The organism is Pseudomonas sp. TAA207 (genome assembly GCF_001529285.1).
Lineage (GTDB): Bacteria > Pseudomonadota > Gammaproteobacteria > Pseudomonadales > Pseudomonadaceae > Aquipseudomonas > Aquipseudomonas weihenstephanensis.
In genome coordinates this window covers 1-18,864 of the sequence record NZ_LLWJ01000039.1, presented here as the reverse complement: position 1 = coordinate 18,864, position 18,864 = coordinate 1, and the positions used below count along the sequence as shown (strand labels likewise).

Genomic DNA, 18,864 nt, shown 5'->3' with positions numbered 1-18,864 from the left:
GGCACGCCACCGTGTTTAGCTCACTAAAAGGTGCGTCATGCAGCCCTTCGCTATTTTCGGCAGCGACTACAGCGTCGCGTATGCCTATGTAGTCGCTGCCGAAGGCTGCGATCGGTCGCGTAGCGGCCGCAAGGCGGTGTGCGCGTCGAGGCGCGCGGTATACATGCGCGCCACCGTGTTTAGCTCACTAAAAGGTGCGTCATGCAGCCCTTCGCTATTTTCGGCAGCGACTACAGCGTCGCGTATGCCTATGTAGTCGCTGCCGAAGGCTGCGATCGGTCGCGTAGCGGCCGCAAGGCGGTGTGCGCGTCGGGGCGCGCGGTATACATGCGCGCCACCGTGTTTAGCTCACTAAAAGGTGCGTCATGCAGCCCTTCGCTATTGCCCCATCGATTCTTTCTGCCGATTTCGCCCGTCTTGGCGAAGAAGTAGACAACGTACTCGCTGCGGGTGCTGACTTCGTTCACTTCGATGTCATGGACAACCATTACGTCCCCAACCTGACCATCGGCCCGATGGTATGCGCCGCATTACGCAAGTACGGGGTGACCGCTCCAATCGACGCGCATCTGATGGTCAGCCCGGTTGATCGCATCATCGGCGATTTCATCGAAGCCGGCGCGACGTACATCACCTTCCACCCCGAAGCCACGCAGCACATCGACCGCTCGCTGCAATTGATCCGCGAAGGCGGCTGCAAAGCAGGGCTGGTGTTCAACCCCGCGACCCCGCTGGACGTGCTCAAGTATGTGATGGACAAGGTCGATATGGTCTTGCTGATGAGCGTTAACCCGGGCTTCGGCGGCCAGAAGTTCATCCCCGGTACTCTGGACAAACTGCGTGAAGCGCGGGCGCTGATCGATGCTTCGGGCCGTGATATTCGCCTGGAGATCGACGGTGGCGTGAACGTCGGCAATATCCGCGAAATCGCTGAGGCGGGTGCTGATACGTTCGTCGCGGGTTCGGCCATTTTCAACACGCCCAACTACGAAGAAGTTATTCAGAAAATGCGTGCCGAGCTTGCGTTGGCGCGTCCGTGAGCGGCTTTGAGCAGCTCCTTCAGGGGCAATTGCCCAAGCTGGTGATGTTCGATCTGGACGGCACGCTGATTGATTCGGTGCCAGACCTGGCCTCGGCCGTAGAAACCATGCTGCTCAAGTTGGGCCGTCCGCCTGCCGGTCTTGAAAACGTGAAGATGTGGATCGGCAACGGTGCGCCGATGCTGGTCCGCCGTGCGTTGGCTGGCAATCTTGAGGCCTCGGGTGTCGATGACGCCGAGGCCGAGCACGCGCTGGAGATTTTCATGGAGGCCTACGATGGCGGCCATGATCAGACCAAGGTCTATCCCGGTGTGCGCGAAAGTCTCAAGTGGCTGCAAAAGCAGGGCGTCGAGATGGCCCTGATCACCAATAAACCTGAGCGCTTTGTGGCACCGCTGCTGGATGAATTGAAGCTGGGGCGCTTTTTTCGCTGGATTATCGGTGGCGATACGTTGCCGCAAAAAAAGCCCGACCCCGAAGCGCTGTTGTTCGTGATGAAAATGGCCGGCGTCACCCCGCAGCAATCAATGTTTATTGGTGATTCACGCAATGACGTGCTGGCTGCCAAGGCCGCAGGTGTGCGTTGTGTGGCGCTCAATTATGGCTACAACCACGGTCGCCCGATTGAAGAAGAGTCGCCGGACATGGTGATCGGTAACCTGCAAGAGCTGATAGCCGGTTGCTTAGATTCGGCGGCTGAGATAACGTTGGGCACTTCTGTTCACCCCTCTCGTAGAGATTCCATCGTGGTGGTCACTCGCAAACTCTGGATGAAAGTTATCAAGGCCCTGGCCCGTTGGCGTTGGCGCGCCTGACTTGAATCTGGCCGGATAGCCGGCACGTTTGCACACCTGACTGTTTGACCCTCAGACCACGAGGCACCTCATGATCCGTGAAGAATTCCTGCGTTTGGCCGCTGCCGGCTATAACCGTATCCCGCTTGCCCGCGAAACCCTGGCCGACTTCGACACGCCGCTGTCGATCTACTTGAAACTGGCTGACCAGCCCAACTCCTATTTGCTGGAGTCGGTGCAGGGCGGTGAGAAGTGGGGGCGTTACTCGATCATTGGCTTGCCGTGCCGCACGGTATTGCGGGTGCATGACCATCAGGTTCGCGTGACCCAAGACGGCGTCGAGATTGAAGCGCACGAGGTTGAAGACCCGCTGACGTTTGTCGAGGCCTTTAAAGCGCGCTACAACGTGCCGACCATTACCGGTTTGCCGCGCTTCAATGGCGGGTTGGTGGGGTATTTTGGCTATGACTGTGTGCGTTATGTGGAAAAGCGCTTGGGCAAATGCCCGAACCCTGATCCGCTGGGCGTGCCGGACATTCTGCTGATGGTGTCGGATGCCGTGGTGGTGTTCGACAACCTCGCGGGCAAGATGCACGCGATTGTGTTGGTTGATCCGGCGCAACCTGATGCTTATGAAGAAGGCCAGGCGCGGCTTGAGGCATTGCTTGAACAGTTGCGTCAGCCCATTGCGCCGCGTCGCGGTCTGGACTTTACGGCTCAGCAGGCAGCGGACCCGGTGTTCCGCTCCAGCTTCACCCAGCGTGATTACGAGCAAGCGGTCGACACAATCAAGGACTACATCCTCGCGGGCGATTGTATGCAGGTCGTCCCGTCGCAGCGCATGTCCATCGACTTCAAGGCAGCGCCGATTGATCTGTACCGTGCGTTGCGCTGCTTCAATCCAACGCCTTATATGTACTTCTTCAACTTTGGTGACTTCCACGTGGTGGGCAGTTCGCCGGAAGTGCTGGTGCGGGTTGAAGACAACCTGATCACCGTGCGCCCGATTGCCGGTACGCGCCCGCGCGGTGCAACCGAAGAGGCTGATCTGGCGCTGGAGCAAGACCTGCTCAGTGACGATAAAGAAATCGCCGAACACTTGATGCTGATCGATCTGGGCCGCAACGATACGGGCCGGGTGTCTGAGATCGGTTCGGTCAAGCTCACTGAAAAAATGGTCATCGAGCGTTACTCCAACGTGATGCACATTGTGTCCAACGTCACGGGCCAGCTGAAAAGCGGGCTGACGGCGATGGACGCGTTGCGTGCGATCTTGCCTGCAGGGACGTTGTCGGGTGCACCGAAAATTCGGGCGATGGAAATCATTGATGAGCTGGAGCCGGTCAAGCGCGGTGTCTATGGCGGCGCGGTCGGTTACTTCGCCTGGAACGGCAATATGGACACGGCCATCGCTATTCGTACGGCGGTGATCAAGAACGGTGAATTGCATGTGCAAGCGGGCGGCGGCATTGTCGCCGACTCGGTACCGGCCCTGGAGTGGGAAGAGACGCTGAACAAACGCCGCGCGATGTTTCGCGCCGTAGCGCTCGCTGAACAAACCCCCGCGTCCGACGCCTGAGGAGCTGTGCCATGTTGCTGATGATCGATAATTACGACTCTTTTACTTATAACGTTGTGCAGTACCTCGGCGAGCTGGGTGCAGAGGTCAAGGTGGTGCGCAACGATGAACTGACCGTGGCCGAGATCGAGGCGCTCAACCCAGAGCGCATTGTGGTGTCGCCCGGCCCATGCACGCCGAACGAGGCGGGCATCTCATTGCAAGCGATCAAACACTTTGCGGGCAAGCTGCCAATTCTGGGCGTGTGCCTGGGTCATCAGTCTATCGGCCAGGCTTTTGGCGGGGACGTGGTTCGCGCACGCCAAGTCATGCACGGCAAGACCAGTCCGGTGTATCACCTCAATACGGGGGTGTTCGAAGGATTGAACAACCCGTTGACCGTCACCCGTTATCACTCGCTGGTGGTCAAGCGCGAAACCCTGCCTGAGTGCCTGGAGCTGACAGCGTGGACACAACACGCGGATGGCTCGGTGGACGAGATCATGGGGTTGCGCCACAAAACACTCAATATCGAAGGGGTGCAATTTCACCCTGAATCGATCCTGACCGAACAAGGTCATGAACTGTTCGCCAATTTTCTTAAACAAACCGGCGGCACGCGCTAAGGACTTCATATGGATATCAAGACTGCCCTGAACCGTATCGTCGGTCATCTGGACCTGACCACTGATGAAATGCGCGATGTCATGCGCGACATCATGACCGGCCAATGCACCGAGGCGCAGATTGGCGCTTTCATGATGGGCATGCGTATGAAAAGTGAAAGCATCGACGAAATCGTCGGTGCCGTCACTGTAATGCGCGAGTTGGCGGACAAGGTCGAACTCAATACCCTCGATGGCGTGGTCGACATTGTTGGCACCGGCGGCGACGGGGCGAATATTTTCAACGTTTCCACGGCTTCGGCATTGGTGATCGCGGCCGCCGGTTGCACGGTGGCCAAGCATGGCAATCGTGCCGTGTCCGGTAAAAGTGGCAGCGCCGACTTGCTCGAAGCGGCCGGTGTGTACCTGAACCTGACACCGGTACAAGTTGCACGCTGCATCGACAGCGTGGGCATCGGCTTCATGTTTGCCCAATCCCATCACGGCGCCATGAAGCACGCGGCCATCCCGCGTCGCGATCTTGGGCTGCGAACCCTGTTCAATATGCTTGGCCCGCTTACGAATCCGGCTGGCGTGTTGCATCAAGTGGTCGGCGTGTTCAATCAGGCGCTCTGCCGTCCGTTGGCTGAAGTGCTGCAACGCCTGGGCAGCAAGCATGTGCTGGTGGTTCATTCGCAAGATGGTCTGGACGAGTTCAGCCTGGCGGCGCCCACGTTTGTGGCCGAGCTGCGTAAAGGCGAAATCACCGAGTATTGGGTGCAGCCTGAAGACTTGGGTATCAAGAGCCAAAGCCTGTTTGGGCTGGTGGTCGACAGCCCTGAACAATCGCTGGAACTGATCCGCGATGCTTTGGGCCGCCGTAAAACAGAGGCTGGCCAGAAAGCCGCTGAAATGATCGTGCTCAATGCAGGCGCTGCGTTGTACGCCGCTGATCTTGCCTACACTCTGAAAGAGGGTGTGGCGCTGGCGCACGATGCGCTGCACACCGGGCTGGCCCGCGAAAAGCTGGAAGAACTGGGCGCGTTTACCGCGATTTTCAAGCAGGAGAATGAAGCATGAGTGTGCCAACCGTTCTGGAAAACATTCTGGCGCGCAAGGTTCAGGAAGTGGCTGAGCGCAGCGCCCGCGTGAGCTTTGCCGAAGTTGAACGGCTGGCCGCTCAGGCTGATCCTGTACGTGGTTTCGCCAAGGCTTTGCTGGCGCAGGCCAAGTTGAAACAGCCCGCGGTGATTGCCGAAATCAAAAAGGCATCGCCGAGCAAAGGGGTGATTCGCGAGCATTTCGTGCCTGCCGACATTGCGCAAAGTTATGAGAAAGGCGGCGCGACCTGTCTGTCGGTACTCACTGACATTGATTACTTTCAGGGCGCTGACGCCTATCTGCAACAGGCGCGTGCGGCGTGCAAGCTGCCGGTGATCCGCAAGGATTTCATGATCGATCCGTATCAGATCGTTGAAGCCCGTGCGTTGGGCGCCGACTGTGTGTTGCTGATCGTGTCTGCACTGGATGACGTGAAAATGGCCGAGCTGGCCGCCCTGGCTAAAAGCGTCGGGCTGGACGTGTTGGTAGAAGTGCATGATGGCGACGAACTGGAGCGTGCCCTGAAAACATTGGACACGCCACTGGTCGGGATCAACAACCGTAACCTGCACACCTTTGAGGTGAGTTTGGAAACCACGCTGGATTTGTTGCCGCGTGTGCCGCGTGATCGATTGGTGATCACCGAGAGCGGCATTCTGAACCGCGCCGATGTTGAGCTGATGGAAATCAGCGAGGTGTATTCGTTCCTGGTCGGCGAAGCGTTCATGCGTGCGGAAAACCCGGGTGCTGAGTTGCAGCGTTTGTTCTTCCCGGAGCGCGGTACGTCCATCACCGGCTCAACACTGGATTAACCCTGTAGTTGCTGTCGAGGTACGAGGCTGCGATTTGCCAGCGCCCTTATTGCAGCCTGCGCCAGTGGCTACAGATTTTGAGCAGGAATCCCATGACCGTCATTCAACAACTTAGCGTCGAAGCCGGTCTTAAGGCCGAGCAGGATTTGCTGGCGGCGGTCTGTGCTGGCGAATTGGAGGCGGGTGTGTTGTTCTGGCAGCCCACTGACCGGTCGCTGGTCATGCCTCGGCGCTTGAATCGTTCACCAGGTTTTGAGCATGCGAGTGTCGAGCTGGCCGCCAGTGGCTGGCCGATCCTGTTGCGTGAAACCGGCGGCGAACCCGTTCCGCAGTCGGCCTCAACGGTGAATATCGCATTGGTCTACGCACCACCTCGCAGCGAAGGCGATCACGGCCGGATCGAAACGGCTTATCGTCGTCTGTGTCAGCCGATCTGTGATCTGTTGACTGAATTGGGCGGTACTGCGTCATTGGGTGAGGTTGAAGGGGCTTTTTGCGATGGCCGTTTCAATGTCAATCTGAACGCTCGCAAGTTAGTGGGGACTGCTCAACGCTGGCGCCAAAGTCAGGGTGGCCAGCGGCCCGTGTGCCTGGTTCACGGTGCATTACTGCTCGATAACGAACGCGAATCGATGGTGGCGGCGGTCAATCGGTTCAATCAACGCTGTGACTTGGCGCAGCGTTGTCGTGCTGACAGTCACATTGCGTTGCATGAAGTGTGTGCGGCACCGGATTTTTTCGAGCAGCTCACTGCCCGCTATCAGCAGGTACTGGCGCCCTTACTCAAGCCCTAGCGAGTTCCAAACACCACCATGGTCTTGCCTTTGACGCTGACCAGGTTTTGTTCTTCCAAATCCTTGAGCACCCGCCCAACCATCTCCCGCGAACAACCGACTATTCGGCCGATTTCCTGACGCGTTACTTTAATTTGCATTCCGTCCGGGTGAGTCATGGCATCGGGTTGCTTGCACAGCTCCAATAGGCAGCGCGCAACGCGACCGGTGACATCGAAGAACGCCAGATCGCCGACCTTGCGCGTGGTATTACGTAACCGCTGTGCGATTTGGCCGCTGAGCGCGTAAAGGATTTCTGGTTCCTGATGCGCGTACTCTCTGAATTTTGCGTAACTGATTTCTGCAACTTCGCATTCGGTCTTGGCCCTGACCCATGCACTGCGCGCCTGCTCCAGGCCCGGTTGTTCGAACAAACCCAACTCGCCAATAAAGTCCCCGCTGTTGAGGTAAGCGATGATCATTTCACGCCCATCATCGTCCTCGATCACGATGGTGACTGAGCCTTTGACGATAAAGAACAGGGTGTGCGAACGCTCGCCGGCACAAATGATATTGCTCTTGGCTTGATAACGTTTGCGCTGGCAATGAGTCAGAAATTTGTCGAGGTTTTTGATCTTGGGTATGGGAGTAAGGGCAACCATGGTTGTATCCCGGAAAGCGTGCACGGTAAGGGTTATATCTATTTTTATATAGAGCGCTTGCTGGCTGGCGCCAGCGATTTGGCGCCAGCTTACCAGACGAATTCTTTACCGATTGCAGAATTTTCCTAGTGCTGTGTCAGAGAATCGCTTCAGGCTGGTCAGTCATCGAATTTCGGCCCTGTGATAAGCTGGCGCCCCTTTTAAACCAGTGGAGTCTGAGCAATGAAGGCACGCATTCAATGGGCTGGTGAAGCCATGTTTTTGGGTGAATCGGGCAGCGGCCACGTCGTTGTCATGGATGGCCCGCCTGAAAGCGGTGGCCGCAACCTGGGTGTGCGGCCGATGGAGATGCTGTTACTGGGACTCGGCGGTTGCAGTAACTTTGATGTGGTCAGCATTCTCAAAAAATCGCGTCAGGCCGTTGAAAGTTGTGAGGCTTTTTTGGAGGCCGAACGCGCCACTGAAGACCCAAAGGTGTTCACCAAAATTCACCTGCACTTTGTAGTCAAAGGGCGTGGCCTTAAAGAAACGCAGGTTAAACGGGCTATCGAGCTGTCTGCCGAGAAGTATTGCTCGGCGTCGATCATGCTCGGCGCGGCTGGCGTTGCGATCAGCCATGACTACGAAATAATCGAACTGGCTTGAGTGGACATTCAATTTTCATAAAAGCGTTGCAGACTCTGGCGATCAGTCGCGGACGTCTGCATAATGCGCCACTTTTTTAAGGGTCGTGGCGGGGATATCTCCCGGTCACGTGTCCTAACAGATAACCAAAATCGCCATCGCGAAGAGGTGTTAACCGTCCTACGCAGGTGCGTCCTACGCACTTGACGGGCATGCTGGATCACGCGGCCGAGCCGCATCGACATAGAGAGTTTTATTACGGTGAAAAGCAAACTCAAGCTCCACGGGTTCAATAACCTGACAAAGACCTTGAGCTTCAACATCTATGACATCTGCTATGCGGAAACCCCGCAAGACCAGCAGGCATACGTTGAGTACATCAATCAAGAGTACGACGCAGAACGCCTGACGCAGATCCTTACAGATGTGGTTGATATCATTGGTGCCAACATCCTGAACATCGCCCGTCAGGATTACGATCCCCAAGGCGCCAGCGTGACTATTCTGATTTCGGAGCAGCCGGTAACACCTACCGAAAGCCAGATCGAAGAATCCCCAGGCCCGCTGCCCGAGACCATTCTGGCTCACCTCGACAAAAGTCATATTACGGTGCACACCTACCCGGAGATTCACCCGGTGGACGGTATTGCAACATTCCGTGTGGATATTGACGTGTCGACGTGCGGCGTTATTTCACCGCTTAAAGCTCTCAACTATCTGATTCATAAATTTGATTCGGATATCGTGACGGTCGACTACCGCGTCCGGGGTTTTACCCGTGATGTGGAAGGCAAGAAGCACTTTATTGATCATGAGATCAATTCGATCCAGAACTACCTCTCCGAAGACACCCGCGCCGGTTATCAAATGACCGATGTGAATGTGTATCAGGAGAACCTGTTCCACACCAAAATGCTGCTCAAGGACTTCGAACTGGATAACTACCTGTTCGGCGATGCCACCAGCAATCTTTCGGTGGAGCAACGTGCTCAGGTCACTGAACGCGTTAAGCACGAAATGCTCGAAATCTTTTACGCACGCAACATGTCGTAAGGTTTTGATAAAAAAAGGCGGCTACCGTGAGGTAAGCCGCCTTTTTTGTGCGCGTTTTGCAGGAGCAATTAAATACGATAAGTGCTTTTAGTCATGACTTTTGCCATCAGGCTCATGCCAAATTTGATCGGGGCAGGGAAGCGGTAGCCGCCCGCATCGAGTGCAGATTCCGCGTGGCGTTCTTCGTCGATACGCATTTGCTCAAGAATCGCGCGCGACTTTTCATCTTCGGCAGGCAATTGTTCAAGGTGTTCATTGAGGTGCTTGCACACTTGGTCTTCCGTTGCGGCGACAAATCCCAGGCTGACCTTGTCGCTGATCAAACCTGCAACCGCGCCAATTCCGAAGGACATGCCGTAAAACAGCGGGTTGAGCACGCTTGGATGGCTGCCCAATTGGCGGATACGTTGTTCACACCAGGCCAAATGGTCGATTTCTTCTTCTGCGGCATGCTCCATGGCTTCACGCACATGCGCCAGTTTGGCGGTCAGGGCCTGACCTTGGTACAGGGCCTGGGCGCAGACTTCACCGGTGTGGTTGATGCGCATCAGCCCGGCAACATGACGTGTTGCCTGGTCACCCAGCGGGTTTTCAGGTTTGACGATGGCAGGTGACGGGCGATGCGGCTGGCCACTGAATGGCAACAAGGTGCGCATCGCGGTATCGGCTTGTAACAGAAGACGGTCAATCGGCGAGTAGTGACGTTGGGTAGTCATGCTTACCTCCGGAAAAAATCACGGCGGCCAGTTTACCCCAATCGGGTGGGCAGGGTTTGCGCTGGATCATGCGTGAGTGGGAGCGTTGCGGCTCCCACGAGGGCGTGGTGGTAAAAATCAGCCCGGAGGCCAGTTCATCTGGCGCTGACCCAAAACGTGCATATGAATGTGGTAGACGGTCTGGCCGCCATCTTCATTGCAGTTCATGACAACGCGGAAGCCTTTCTCGCAGCCTTGTTCGACCGCCAGGCGCTGGGCGGTGAACAGGATATGGCCCGCCAGCGCTTTGTCTTCTTCGGTGAGGTCGTTGAGGGTGCGGATCGGTTTTTTCGGGATGACCAGAAAATGCACCGGCGCTTGTGGGGCGATGTCGTGAAAGGCCAGCACCTGATCATCTTCGTAGATGATATTGGCGGGTATTTCACGGTTGATGATCTTGGTGAACAGAGTATCCAAAGCTGTATCTCCGTAAGTGAAGTCCGGCCTGAGTGTACCCAGAGGACGGTTTGGCGGCCAGCCGACTTAACGTGGGCAGTAAGACTTGTTAACCGATGCGGCGATTTTGCGTGTCATCCATCGCGAAAGTACGCGCGGGATGCGGGTTAACCAACGATTGCGCCAACCGGGCATGATGATCGCCTTGTTCTTTTCGAGGGCGCGCACGGTATACAGCGCGACTTCTTCGGGGCTGAGCGCGTTACGACTTTTTTTGAGCGTGGCGGTATTCATGTTGGCGGCATCGAAGAAACCGGTGCGGGTTATCCCGGGGCAGAGTACCGAGACCTTGATTCCGGTCTTTTTGACTTCTTCGCGCAAGCCTTCTGAAAAATGCAGCACGTAGGCTTTGCTGGCGAAATAGGTGCTCAGCCAGGGACCCGGCTGATAGGCCGCGATCGATGACACGTTGAGGATTTGCCCGCCACCTTGCACTGCCATCATGTTACCGATGGCGTGGCACAAGCGAGTGAGCGCCAGTACATTGAGCTCGATAAGGTCTTGCTCGGCACTCCAGTCGTGGGCGAGGAAGGGGCCGCAGGTGCCGATGCCCGCGCAGTTAACCAGTAAGTCGATCTGGCGGTCGCCTTCTTCAAGCTCCAGCAGGAAACCGGACAAACGCAACGGTTCGCCCAGATCACACGCGCGAAATAGCACTTCAACGCCAAAGCGGCGGGTGAACTCGAGGGCAATGGCTTCCAGCGCATCGCGTTGGCGAGCAACCAGAATCAAACTGCGCCCGCGACGGGCGAGGGCTTCTGCCAGGGCCAGGCCAATGCCGCTTGAGGCGCCAGTGATCAAAGCGTAACGGGTCATGCTGTTCTCCATCGCAACGGTGCAGTCCGGTGACAATGTTGTCCCTGGCGTTGGCGCGTTCATTAAAGTGCGCAGTCTACAGGCTGTTGCTGGTGGCTGCGTCGATGAACGAGCTCGCAATGCCCAACGCAAAGAGCAGGATCCCCACAACGAAAAGCACAACCGACAAAATGATTGAGATCCAGGCCAGCACTTTGACCGCGGTGCTGTTGGGTGGCGGTGGGGGGCCGTATTGATTGGGGCCGGGCGTGCCAGGCGTAAGGACCATGATGGTGGACAGAATAAAGGTCGCGACAGGGACCAGGTGAAGCAACAGCAGCCATGCTGACCAGTTAAGGTCGTGCAGGCGTTGTGCGCTGATCCTCACCAAGGTAATGAGGTACGCAAGTATCAAGGCCAGCGCGCACGTAAAGCCCAGAGTGTAGGACACTTTTAGCGCAAGCGCGACTGGTAATACCGCAACCCACGTGATGAGGGTAAGTACCATGCTCCAGGCCAGTAAGCGCATGCGGCCTATTCGACCACTGAAACCTAATGGGTCCAGGGGGGCGTAGGTTTCGTGAGGTGTTTTGTTCAAACTTAGAGGCGGCATTGCTACTTCCTTGTCAGGTGTCTCAAAAAACTAGCCCGCCGAGGGGCGGGCTTTGAACTATCGGGGGTGTGGCCAATGGCTGGAGAGTTGCTGGGTGAGGTGTAACGCTTGACGGTATTGCTCATCCAGACGGGCGATTAACTGATCGGTTGATGGCAGGTCGTTAATCTCGCCGACGCCCTGACCCGCAGACCAGACGGTTTTCCATGCTTTGGCTTCGTCGCTGAGCGGTTTCAGTTTGTTGCCAGCCTCGCCTTTACTGTTCAGGGCTGCCATGTCGAACCCTGCGGTTTCGAGGCTTTGGCGCATGAAACTGGCGGGCACGCCTGATACCGCCGGGGTGTGGATGATATCGGCTGCGCGGGATGCGAGCAGCATCTCTTTATAGGCATCGGGTGCATGGCTTTCTGTCGTGCCGATAAAGCGTGTGCCCAGGTAGGCCAGGTCGGCGCCAAGCACCTGAGCGGCCAGAATCTCCCGGCCGTGGTTGATGCACCCCGCCAGTAGCACGGTCTTGTCGAAAAACTGGCGTATTTCAGCGACCAGTGCGAACGGGCTCCATGTGCCGGCATGCCCGCCAGCGCCTGCGGCGACTGCAATCAAGCCATCGACGCCGGCTTCTGCCGCTTTTTCTGCATGTCGGCGTGTGGTGACGTCGTGGAACACCAGGCCTCCGTAGCCATGAATGGCGTCCACTACTTCCTTCACGGCGCCCAGACTGGTAATCACGATCGGAACCTTGTGTTCGATGCAAATGGCCAGGTCGGCCTCAAGTCTTTCGTTGCTGTTGTGCACAATCAGGTTAACGGCGTAAGGCGCCGGGTTATCCAGCAACGCCAGTCCGGCTTCGATCTCTTCAAGCCATGCTTTGAACCCGCTGCTGTCGCGTTGGTTGAGTGCAGGGAAACTGCCCACCACCCCATTGCGACAACAGGCCAGTACCAGTTGCGGATTGGAGATCAGAAACATCGGCGCGGCCACCACCGGCAGGCGCAAGCGTTGTTCAAGCAGAGCAGGCAGTGACATTGGATAACCTCGATGAAAGATGAGATGCAGTTAGAACGGTTTGACCACCACCAGAATTACGATAGCGATCAGAAACAGGACGGGCACTTCGTTGAACCAGCGGTAGTACACATGGCTGCGGGTATTTTCACCGCGGGCGAGGCGTTTGACCTGGGCGCCGCACATATGGTGATAGCCGATTAGCAGTACGACCAGCGTCAGCTTGGCGTGCATCCAGCCTTGGCTGAAGTAACCACTGGGGTTGAGGCTGATTAGCCATCCTCCAAAGATCAGGGTGGCGATCATTGCCGGGCCCATAATGCCGCGATAGAGCTTGCGCTCCATGACGCTGAAGCGTTCTTTGCTGACGGCGTCCTCGCTTTGTGCGTGGTATACGAACAGGCGCGGCAGGTAAAACAGGCCAGCAAACCAGCAGACGATGCTGATGATGTGGAAGGCTTTGAGCCATAGATAAAGCATTTTTAGTTATTCCCAGGTTCACGGTAGACCAAATAGTAGTAGTAGAGCGCTTGAGAGTCACCTTGGCGGTTGTCGCAGGGGCGCGCTGTCCCTATTATCGAGGGCTTTCCAGTGGGTTCGTTGAGGGGCAGGTTATGGTCAAGGTCGGTATTGTCGGCGGCACGGGTTACACCGGGGTCGAATTGCTGCGTTTGCTGGCACAGCATCCGCAGGCTGAAGTGGTGTTCATCACTTCTCGATCCGAGGCGGGCCTGCCGGTAGCCAATCTGTATCCCAACCTGCGCGGTCATTACGATGGCCTGGCCTTCAGCGTGCCGGACACGCAAACATTGGGTGCGTGTGATGTGGTGTTTTTCGCCACGCCGCATGGTGTTGCCCATGCGTTAGCGGGTGAGCTACTGGCGGCGGGCACCAAGGTGATCGACCTGTCCGCGGACTTCCGTTTGCAGGACGCGGATGAGTGGGCCAAGTGGTACGGTCAGCCGCACGGCGCCCCAGAACTGCTGAAAGAAGCGGTGTATGGCCTGCCGGAAGTTAATCGCGAGCAAATCAAGCAGGCGCGCCTGATTGCGGTGCCCGGTTGCTACCCGACTGCTACCCAGTTGGGCTTTCTTCCTTTGCTGGAAGCTGGGCTTGCCGATACATCGGTGTTGATCGCGGACTGCAAGTCCGGTGTCAGCGGTGCGGGGCGCGGGGCTAGCGTAGGTTCTCTTTATGCAGAGACCTCAGAAAGCATGAAAGCGTATGCAGTAAAAGGTCATCGCCACTTGCCTGAGATCCGTCAGGGTCTACGTCGTGCAGCCGGTAAGGACGTGGGGCTGACGTTTGTCCCGCACTTGACGCCAATGATTCGCGGTATCCATTCAACCTTGTATGCGACCGTTGTTGACCGTTCCGTAGACTTGCAGGCGTTGTTTGAAAAGCGTTACGCCAACGAACCTTTCGTCGATGTGATGCCTGCCGGCAGCCACCCCGAGACTCGTAGTGTGCGTGGCGCGAATGTGTGCCGAATCGCGATCCATCGTCCTCAAGATGGCGATCTGGTTGTGGTGTTGTCGGTGATCGACAATCTGGTCAAAGGCGCTTCGGGTCAGGCGGTTCAGAATATGAATATTCTGTTCGGTCTGGATGAGCGTTTGGGCTTGTCGCATGCCGGGATGCTGCCGTAAGGGCAAGCAATATGCTCAAGCGGCAAGTCGCTGGCTTGCCGTTGCTACTTATGAATAGTTGACCGCTTTTCTAGGAGAAGCGGATAATGCGCGTCATCACGCATTATGGCGGCATAGCGCCGGGAGATAGTCAGCATGAGCGTCGAATCCTTCACCCCCACGGCTTTGCAATTCACCGAAGGTGCTGCGCACAAGGTGAAGAGCCTGGTCGATGAAGAGGGTAATGATCGTTTGAAGTTGCGCGTGTTTGTTACGGGCGGCGGTTGTTCCGGTTTTCAGTATGGTTTCACGTTCGATGATGAAGTGGCCGACGATGACACTATCGTTGAGCGCGAAGGCGTTAGCCTGGTGGTCGATCCAATGAGCTTCCAGTACTTGGCGGGAGCCGAGGTGGATTATCAGGAAGGCCTGGAGGGCTCGCGTTTTGTGATCAACAATCCTAACGCCACCACGACGTGTGGTTGCGGATCTTCGTTCTCGATCTGATCACTCAGCACGCGCAGTACTCAAAACGCCGCGTCAGTTCGCGGCGTTTTGCTGTGTGCAAATTGTTGAGAGGGCTTCAGGCGGGGTAGATTGCGCCGAGGACCCGTAGGCCACGGGCGCCAGTGACACTCGGGCGGTTGGTGGGGATGTTTTCCAGGCAACAGTGTGCGAGCCATGCAAACGCCATAGCTTCAACCCAGTCCGGGTCGACGCCTTTGGCGTGTGTGCTACTGACTGTTGTGTGGGGAAGCAGTGCGGCCAGCCGTGCCATGAGCGTGCCATTGTGCGCGCCGCCGCCGCATACCAGCAGCTCTTCAGTGAGCGGTTGAGCGGCTTTTAACGACTCTACGATGGTCAGCGCGGTGAGCTCGAGCAAGGTTGCCTGAACGTTTTGGGCGGCGAACGTGGGCAAGCTTTGCAGGTGATGCTTTAGCCAGCTGAGGTTGAAAACTTCACGGCCGGTGCTTTTTGGACCTTTTGTCTTGAAGAACGAATCGCTGAGCAGTGTCTCAAGCAATATCGGTTCTATCTTGCCGCTTGCAGCCCATTGGCCATTACGGTCGTAGAGCTCGCCGCAGGTGTCGTGTATCCAGGCATCCAGTAGCACGTTGCCTGGGCCGCAATCAAATCCGGCGACAGGTGATGTAGGCGTAATCAGGCTGAGATTGCTGAAACCGCCTACGTTCAAGACTGCGCGATAGCCAATGTCGTCATTGAACAGTGCTTCATGGAATGCAGGGACCAAAGGTGCGCCTTGACCGCCAGCGGCCACGTCTCGGCGTCGAAAGTCGCCTACCACGCATATACCTGTAAGTTCTGCCAGTAGCGCCGGGTTGCCAATTTGCACCGTGAAGCCTAGGGCGGGTTCATGGCGGATGGTTTGGCCGTGACTACCGATTGCTCTGATTGAAGCGGGTGCGAGCTGTTGTTGTGCAAGGAGTGCATTGACGCCCTGAGCCGCCAGTTCGACCCAGCGGTTTTCAGCGAGGGCGCAACGCATGACCTCATCCGGGCCGCTGGTACACAAGCCGAGCAGTTCGGCGCGCAAGGCAGCGGGCATCGGCGTGTAGTGAGTGGCAACCAATGTGGGTCTCGCACCCATCTCAATGAGTGCGATGTCCATGCCGTCCAGGCTAGTCCCGGACATCACACCTATATAGAGCGCCATGATTTAGCGTTTGCTCGACGCGAGCAGCGTGGCTTTTTCCTGGTTCATGCGTGCCATCAGGGGTTGGCTTTGTTGCAGGAAGCGAGCGCGTTCGTTTTTGGCAATTGGATCGGCCATTGGGAGCTTTTGGCCCAGCGGATCGACGTGTACGCCATTCACTTGAAATTCATAGTGCAGATGGGGGCCGGTCGACAGGCCGGTGGTGCCGATATAACCAATCACTTGGCCTTGCTTAACAGAACCGCCTGTTTTGACGCCTTTGGCAAATCCCTGCATGTGGCCGTAAAGAGTGCGATAGGTGTTGCCGTGTTGAATGATGACGGTATTGCCGTAACCACCGCGGCGACCGGCGAGTAGCACTTTACCGTCACCGGCAGCTTTGATCGGAGTGCCACGAGGTGCTGCATAGTCCACGCCTTTGTGGGCGCGGATCTTGTTCAGGATTGGGTGTTTGCGGCCTGAGGAAAAGCGCGAGCTGATGCGAGCGAAGTCTACCGGTGTGCGGATAAACGCTTTGCGCATGCTATTACCGTCAGCGGTGTAGTAATTGCTGATGCCTTGTTTGTTGGTGTAGCGCACGGCGGTGTAAGTCTTGCCGCGGTTGGTGAAGCGTGCGGACAGAATATTGCCCGTCGCTACCGTTTTGCCGTTGGCGACTTTTTGCTCATAGATCACTTCAAACTGGTCGCCTGGGCGAATGTCCTGGGCGAAATCAATGTCGTAGCCAAATACCTTGGCCATGTCCATTGTCATGCTGTGCGGCAAGCCTGCACGTTGCCCCGAAGCGGAAAGCGAGCTGCTGATGACGCCGTGTACATACGCTGTGCGTACGGTCGGCAATGTTGTCACTCGGTTAAACGCATAGCCCTTGGCTGTTTTTGTCAGGCTAATGGTTTCAAGGTCGCTGACACGGCTGTGCAGGCTTTTGAGTTGGCCGTCAGGGTTCATATCGAACTCAAGCTTTTGACCGTGCTTAAGCTGGCTAAATTGCTTGGCTTGCTTGTCGCTGGCCAGAATCTCATGCACGGATGCAGAAGGCAGACCCACCTTCTCGAACAATGTTGAGAGCGTGTCACCTTTAGCCACGATGACTTCGCGATGATTGGGCTCTTTTTTATCGTCGGCCTTAGCCGTTGCGGTCGGGGCAGTCTCTTGCTGTTCGATTTGGGCAAAGGGCGAAGCTGGCGCCTCTGTTGTGGCTTGAACCAATTCGGAAGCGTCTTGGTCTTGTGTCAGTTGTTCTGCGGGGCTTTCGAGCTCCAGGTTTAGAGTCGTGCGTTTGGCTTCTACTTCGCTTGAAGGAAATACCAGCAGGGCCAAGCTTAATAATGCAGCGATTCCACTAGCGGCAAGCAGGTGGGTCTTCGGATAAAGCGGCGGCGCTTTAGGCGGTTGACTGGTCATAGATAATTTGACTTTGAGATAGATGAATTGGAAAAGATGACTGACACGGTGAACATGAAATAACTGTATAAAATATAACCAAAACACCCATGAAGCAAGCCGCTGAAGCATTGGCTGACAGATAGCCGCCCACACGTAGGTGAGAACTTGTAATTAGTCGCTGATCTTGTATGGTTGGTTCCCTTTGAATTTGAGCCTTACGGGTCTGATATGAAGTCGGTTGAAGAGCAGCTAGCGCTAATCAAGCGTGGTGCCGAAGAGGTACTGGTCGAGTCTGAATTGGTCGAGAAATTGAAGCGCGGCCAGCCGCTGCGTATTAAGGCCGGATTTGATCCGACAGCGCCCGACCTGCATTTGGGGCATACAGTCCTTATTAATAAGCTGCGTCAGTTTCAGGAGTTGGGCCATCACGTCATCTTTTTGATTGGTGACTTCACGGGCATGATCGGTGATCCAAGCGGCAAGAGCGCAACCCGCCCTCCGTTGACGCGCGAGCAAGTACTCGACAACGCTGAGACTTATAAAACGCAAGTCTTCAAGATTCTGGATCCTGCTAAAACTGAAGTCGCTTTCAACTCCACCTGGATGGATCAGATGGGGCCGGCTGATTTCATTCGTTTGACGTCTCAGTACACCGTGGCCCGGATGCTTGAGCGCGATGATTTCGACAAGCGTTACACCACGAACCAGCCCATCGCGATTCATGAATTCCTATATCCGTTAGTGCAGGGTTATGACTCGGTCGCTTTGCGGGCTGATGTAGAGCTGGGTGGTACTGATCAGAAATTCAACTTGCTGATGGGGCGTGAGTTGCAGCGCGGCTATGGGCAGGAGGCTCAGTGCATTGTGACTATGCCGCTGCTGGAGGGTTTGGATGGCGTTAAGAAGATGTCCAAGTCCTTGGGTAACTATGTCGGTATACAAGAAGCGCCGGGCGTGATGTACAGCAAACTGGTGTCCATACCGGATGCGTTGATGTGGCGTTACTTTGAATTGCTGAGCTTTCGCTCGATGGACGAAATCAATGCGTTTAAAGCTGATGTCGAGGCGGGGGCTAACCCGCGCGATATCAAAATCAAGCTGGCTGAAGAGATTGTGGCTCGTTTCCATGGTGAAGAGGCTGCTGCTAACGCGCACCGTGGGGCGGGTAATCGCATGAAAGAGGGTGAGCTGCCTGACGATTTGCCAGAGATTGAACTGCTTGCGACTGAAGATATGCCGATTGCAGCGGTCCTCAATAAGGCCGGGCTGGTGAAGAACTCCGCTGTTGCGCGTGATTTGCTGGGTTCAGGTGGTGTGCGAATAGATGGAGAGGTGGTTGATCGCACCTATATATACGTACTGGGTTCGACCCATGTATGTCAGGCAGGAAAGAAGGCTTTTGCACGGATTACGCTAAAAGCCGAATAAAGCTGAAATTAGTGCTGGACGGCGCATTTTATTAGCCTATAATGCGCCCACTTCCGGCGTAGTCGAAACGGAAAACTCCTTGAGTATCAATGAGTTGAACG

At 56.2% G+C, this 18,864-nt stretch carries 21 protein-coding genes; 12 read left to right on the top strand and 9 right to left on the bottom strand.

Annotated elements, in window-relative coordinates; all coding sequences use genetic code 11:
- Positions 1–365: 365 nt before the first annotated feature.
- The 7 genes from rpe to AP059_RS00905 all read left to right on the top strand — a co-directional run bounded on the left by rpe (position 366) and on the right by AP059_RS00905 (position 6,704).
- A complete protein-coding gene (gene rpe, locus AP059_RS00935) occupies positions 366–1,040 on the top strand; it encodes a ribulose-phosphate 3-epimerase (RefSeq protein WP_048402154.1) in 675 nt (224 codons plus the stop codon).
- Positions 1,037–1,855 (top strand): phosphoglycolate phosphatase, encoded by an 819-nt coding sequence (locus tag AP059_RS00930; RefSeq protein WP_059765237.1) that lies wholly within the window; start codon positions 1,037–1,039, stop codon positions 1,853–1,855. The genes rpe and AP059_RS00930 overlap by 4 nt, the downstream gene beginning before the upstream one ends.
- Before the next feature lie 70 nt (positions 1,856–1,925).
- Positions 1,926–3,413 carry an anthranilate synthase component I gene (trpE, locus tag AP059_RS00925; RefSeq protein WP_059765235.1) on the top strand — a complete coding sequence of 496 codons (1,488 nt, stop codon included), beginning with the start codon at positions 1,926–1,928 and terminating at the stop codon, positions 3,411–3,413.
- Positions 3,414–3,424: 11 nt separating this feature from the next.
- Positions 3,425–4,018: an aminodeoxychorismate/anthranilate synthase component II gene (locus tag AP059_RS00920; protein ID WP_059765233.1), complete on the top strand. Its 594-nt coding sequence runs from the start codon at positions 3,425–3,427 to the stop codon at positions 4,016–4,018.
- 9 nt (positions 4,019–4,027) lie between these two features.
- Positions 4,028–5,077 carry an anthranilate phosphoribosyltransferase gene (trpD, locus tag AP059_RS00915; protein ID WP_059765231.1) on the top strand — a complete coding sequence of 350 codons (1,050 nt, stop codon included), beginning with the start codon at positions 4,028–4,030 and terminating at the stop codon, positions 5,075–5,077.
- The gene (gene trpC, locus AP059_RS00910) at positions 5,074–5,910 is read left to right on the top strand and encodes an indole-3-glycerol phosphate synthase TrpC (RefSeq protein ID WP_059765226.1); all 837 of its coding nucleotides are present in this window, start codon (positions 5,074–5,076) and stop codon (positions 5,908–5,910) included. Before trpD ends, trpC begins: the two co-directional genes overlap by 4 nt.
- A gap of 92 nt (positions 5,911–6,002) precedes the next feature.
- Positions 6,003–6,704, top strand: a complete 702-nt coding sequence (locus AP059_RS00905) for a lipoate--protein ligase family protein (protein WP_059765224.1) — start codon at positions 6,003–6,005, stop codon at positions 6,702–6,704.
- Here the strand turns inward: AP059_RS00905 and crp are convergent.
- A complete protein-coding gene (crp, locus tag AP059_RS00900) occupies positions 6,701–7,345 on the bottom strand; it encodes a cAMP-activated global transcriptional regulator CRP (protein WP_048364256.1) in 645 nt (214 codons plus the stop codon). The two genes, AP059_RS00905 and crp, sit on opposite strands and share 4 nt — an antisense overlap.
- A gap of 222 nt (positions 7,346–7,567) precedes the next feature.
- Between crp and AP059_RS00895 the strand changes: the two genes are divergently transcribed.
- Together AP059_RS00895 and speD are read left to right on the top strand one after the other, a co-directional pair.
- The gene (locus AP059_RS00895; RefSeq protein WP_048364257.1) at positions 7,568–7,990 is read left to right on the top strand and encodes an OsmC family protein; all 423 of its coding nucleotides are present in this window, start codon (positions 7,568–7,570) and stop codon (positions 7,988–7,990) included.
- A 240-nt stretch (positions 7,991–8,230) separates the two neighbouring features.
- Positions 8,231–9,022 (top strand): adenosylmethionine decarboxylase, encoded by a 792-nt coding sequence (gene speD, locus AP059_RS00890; protein ID WP_048364258.1) that lies wholly within the window; start codon positions 8,231–8,233, stop codon positions 9,020–9,022.
- Positions 9,023–9,090: 68 nt separating this feature from the next.
- Here speD and coq7 read toward each other — a convergent pair whose 3' ends face one another.
- The 6 genes from coq7 to hemJ form a co-directional block, all read right to left on the bottom strand.
- The gene (gene coq7, locus AP059_RS00885) at positions 9,091–9,738 is read right to left on the bottom strand and encodes a 2-polyprenyl-3-methyl-6-methoxy-1,4-benzoquinone monooxygenase (RefSeq protein WP_059765222.1); all 648 of its coding nucleotides are present in this window, start codon (positions 9,736–9,738) and stop codon (positions 9,091–9,093) included.
- A gap of 117 nt (positions 9,739–9,855) precedes the next feature.
- Positions 9,856–10,194 carry a histidine triad nucleotide-binding protein gene (locus AP059_RS00880; RefSeq protein WP_048364260.1) on the bottom strand — a complete coding sequence of 113 codons (339 nt, stop codon included), beginning with the start codon at positions 10,192–10,194 and terminating at the stop codon, positions 9,856–9,858.
- A 66-nt stretch (positions 10,195–10,260) separates the two neighbouring features.
- Complete coding sequence (locus AP059_RS00875; RefSeq protein ID WP_048402149.1) at positions 10,261–11,049, bottom strand: SDR family NAD(P)-dependent oxidoreductase; 789 nt, start codon at positions 11,047–11,049, stop codon at positions 10,261–10,263.
- 76 nt (positions 11,050–11,125) lie between these two features.
- A complete protein-coding gene (locus tag AP059_RS00870; protein WP_059765219.1) occupies positions 11,126–11,641 on the bottom strand; it encodes a DUF805 domain-containing protein in 516 nt (171 codons plus the stop codon).
- A 57-nt stretch (positions 11,642–11,698) separates the two neighbouring features.
- Positions 11,699–12,667, bottom strand: coding sequence for an NAD(P)H-dependent flavin oxidoreductase (locus AP059_RS00865; RefSeq protein WP_059765217.1), 969 nt, complete (start codon positions 12,665–12,667; stop codon positions 11,699–11,701).
- 30 nt (positions 12,668–12,697) lie between these two features.
- A complete protein-coding gene (gene hemJ, locus AP059_RS00860; protein WP_059765215.1) occupies positions 12,698–13,126 on the bottom strand; it encodes a protoporphyrinogen oxidase HemJ in 429 nt (142 codons plus the stop codon).
- A gap of 134 nt (positions 13,127–13,260) precedes the next feature.
- Between hemJ and argC the strand changes: the two genes are divergently transcribed.
- Positions 13,261–14,295 (top strand): N-acetyl-gamma-glutamyl-phosphate reductase, encoded by a 1,035-nt coding sequence (gene argC, locus AP059_RS00855; protein ID WP_059765212.1) that lies wholly within the window; start codon positions 13,261–13,263, stop codon positions 14,293–14,295.
- Positions 14,296–14,430: 135 nt separating this feature from the next.
- Positions 14,431–14,781 carry an iron-sulfur cluster insertion protein ErpA gene (erpA, locus tag AP059_RS00850; protein ID WP_048402145.1) on the top strand — a complete coding sequence of 117 codons (351 nt, stop codon included), beginning with the start codon at positions 14,431–14,433 and terminating at the stop codon, positions 14,779–14,781.
- A 76-nt stretch (positions 14,782–14,857) separates the two neighbouring features.
- On the opposite strand, the gene AP059_RS00845 is transcribed toward erpA, so the two are convergent.
- Together AP059_RS00845 and AP059_RS00840 are read right to left on the bottom strand one after the other, a co-directional pair.
- Positions 14,858–15,949, bottom strand: coding sequence for an anhydro-N-acetylmuramic acid kinase (locus tag AP059_RS00845; RefSeq protein WP_059765210.1), 1,092 nt, complete (start codon positions 15,947–15,949; stop codon positions 14,858–14,860).
- A gap of 3 nt (positions 15,950–15,952) precedes the next feature.
- The gene (locus AP059_RS00840) at positions 15,953–17,353 is read right to left on the bottom strand and encodes a peptidoglycan DD-metalloendopeptidase family protein (protein WP_059765208.1); all 1,401 of its coding nucleotides are present in this window, start codon (positions 17,351–17,353) and stop codon (positions 15,953–15,955) included.
- A 210-nt stretch (positions 17,354–17,563) separates the two neighbouring features.
- Here AP059_RS00840 and tyrS point away from each other — a divergent pair, with 210 nt between their 5' ends.
- The gene (gene tyrS, locus AP059_RS00835) at positions 17,564–18,763 is read left to right on the top strand and encodes a tyrosine--tRNA ligase (protein ID WP_059765206.1); all 1,200 of its coding nucleotides are present in this window, start codon (positions 17,564–17,566) and stop codon (positions 18,761–18,763) included.
- Positions 18,764–18,864: the final 101 nt, after the last annotated feature.

Bases quoted from the DNA above. Each gene is read 5' to 3' on its own strand.
- rpe (WP_048402154.1), top strand. From the start codon at position 366: ATGCAGCCCTTCGCTATTGCCCCATCGATTCTTTCTGCCGATTTCGCC.
- trpE (WP_059765235.1), top strand. From the start codon at position 1,926: ATGATCCGTGAAGAATTCCTGCGTTTGGCCGCTGCCGGCTATAACCGT.
- AP059_RS00920 (WP_059765233.1), top strand. From the start codon at position 3,425: ATGTTGCTGATGATCGATAATTACGACTCTTTTACTTATAACGTTGTG.
- trpD (WP_059765231.1), top strand. From the start codon at position 4,028: ATGGATATCAAGACTGCCCTGAACCGTATCGTCGGTCATCTGGACCTG.
- trpC (WP_059765226.1), top strand. From the start codon at position 5,074: ATGAGTGTGCCAACCGTTCTGGAAAACATTCTGGCGCGCAAGGTTCAG.
- AP059_RS00905 (WP_059765224.1), top strand. From the start codon at position 6,003: ATGACCGTCATTCAACAACTTAGCGTCGAAGCCGGTCTTAAGGCCGAG.
- crp (WP_048364256.1), bottom strand. From the start codon at position 7,345: ATGGTTGCCCTTACTCCCATACCCAAGATCAAAAACCTCGACAAATTT.
- AP059_RS00895 (WP_048364257.1), top strand. From the start codon at position 7,568: ATGAAGGCACGCATTCAATGGGCTGGTGAAGCCATGTTTTTGGGTGAA.
- coq7 (WP_059765222.1), bottom strand. From the start codon at position 9,738: ATGACTACCCAACGTCACTACTCGCCGATTGACCGTCTTCTGTTACAA.
- AP059_RS00875 (WP_048402149.1), bottom strand. From the start codon at position 11,049: ATGACCCGTTACGCTTTGATCACTGGCGCCTCAAGCGGCATTGGCCTG.
- AP059_RS00870 (WP_059765219.1), bottom strand. From the start codon at position 11,641: ATGCCGCCTCTAAGTTTGAACAAAACACCTCACGAAACCTACGCCCCC.
- AP059_RS00865 (WP_059765217.1), bottom strand. From the start codon at position 12,667: ATGTCACTGCCTGCTCTGCTTGAACAACGCTTGCGCCTGCCGGTGGTG.
- hemJ (WP_059765215.1), bottom strand. From the start codon at position 13,126: ATGCTTTATCTATGGCTCAAAGCCTTCCACATCATCAGCATCGTCTGC.
- argC (WP_059765212.1), top strand. From the start codon at position 13,261: ATGGTCAAGGTCGGTATTGTCGGCGGCACGGGTTACACCGGGGTCGAA.
- erpA (WP_048402145.1), top strand. From the start codon at position 14,431: ATGAGCGTCGAATCCTTCACCCCCACGGCTTTGCAATTCACCGAAGGT.
- AP059_RS00845 (WP_059765210.1), bottom strand. From the start codon at position 15,949: ATGGCGCTCTATATAGGTGTGATGTCCGGGACTAGCCTGGACGGCATG.
- AP059_RS00840 (WP_059765208.1), bottom strand. From the start codon at position 17,353: ATGACCAGTCAACCGCCTAAAGCGCCGCCGCTTTATCCGAAGACCCAC.
- tyrS (WP_059765206.1), top strand. From the start codon at position 17,564: ATGAAGTCGGTTGAAGAGCAGCTAGCGCTAATCAAGCGTGGTGCCGAA.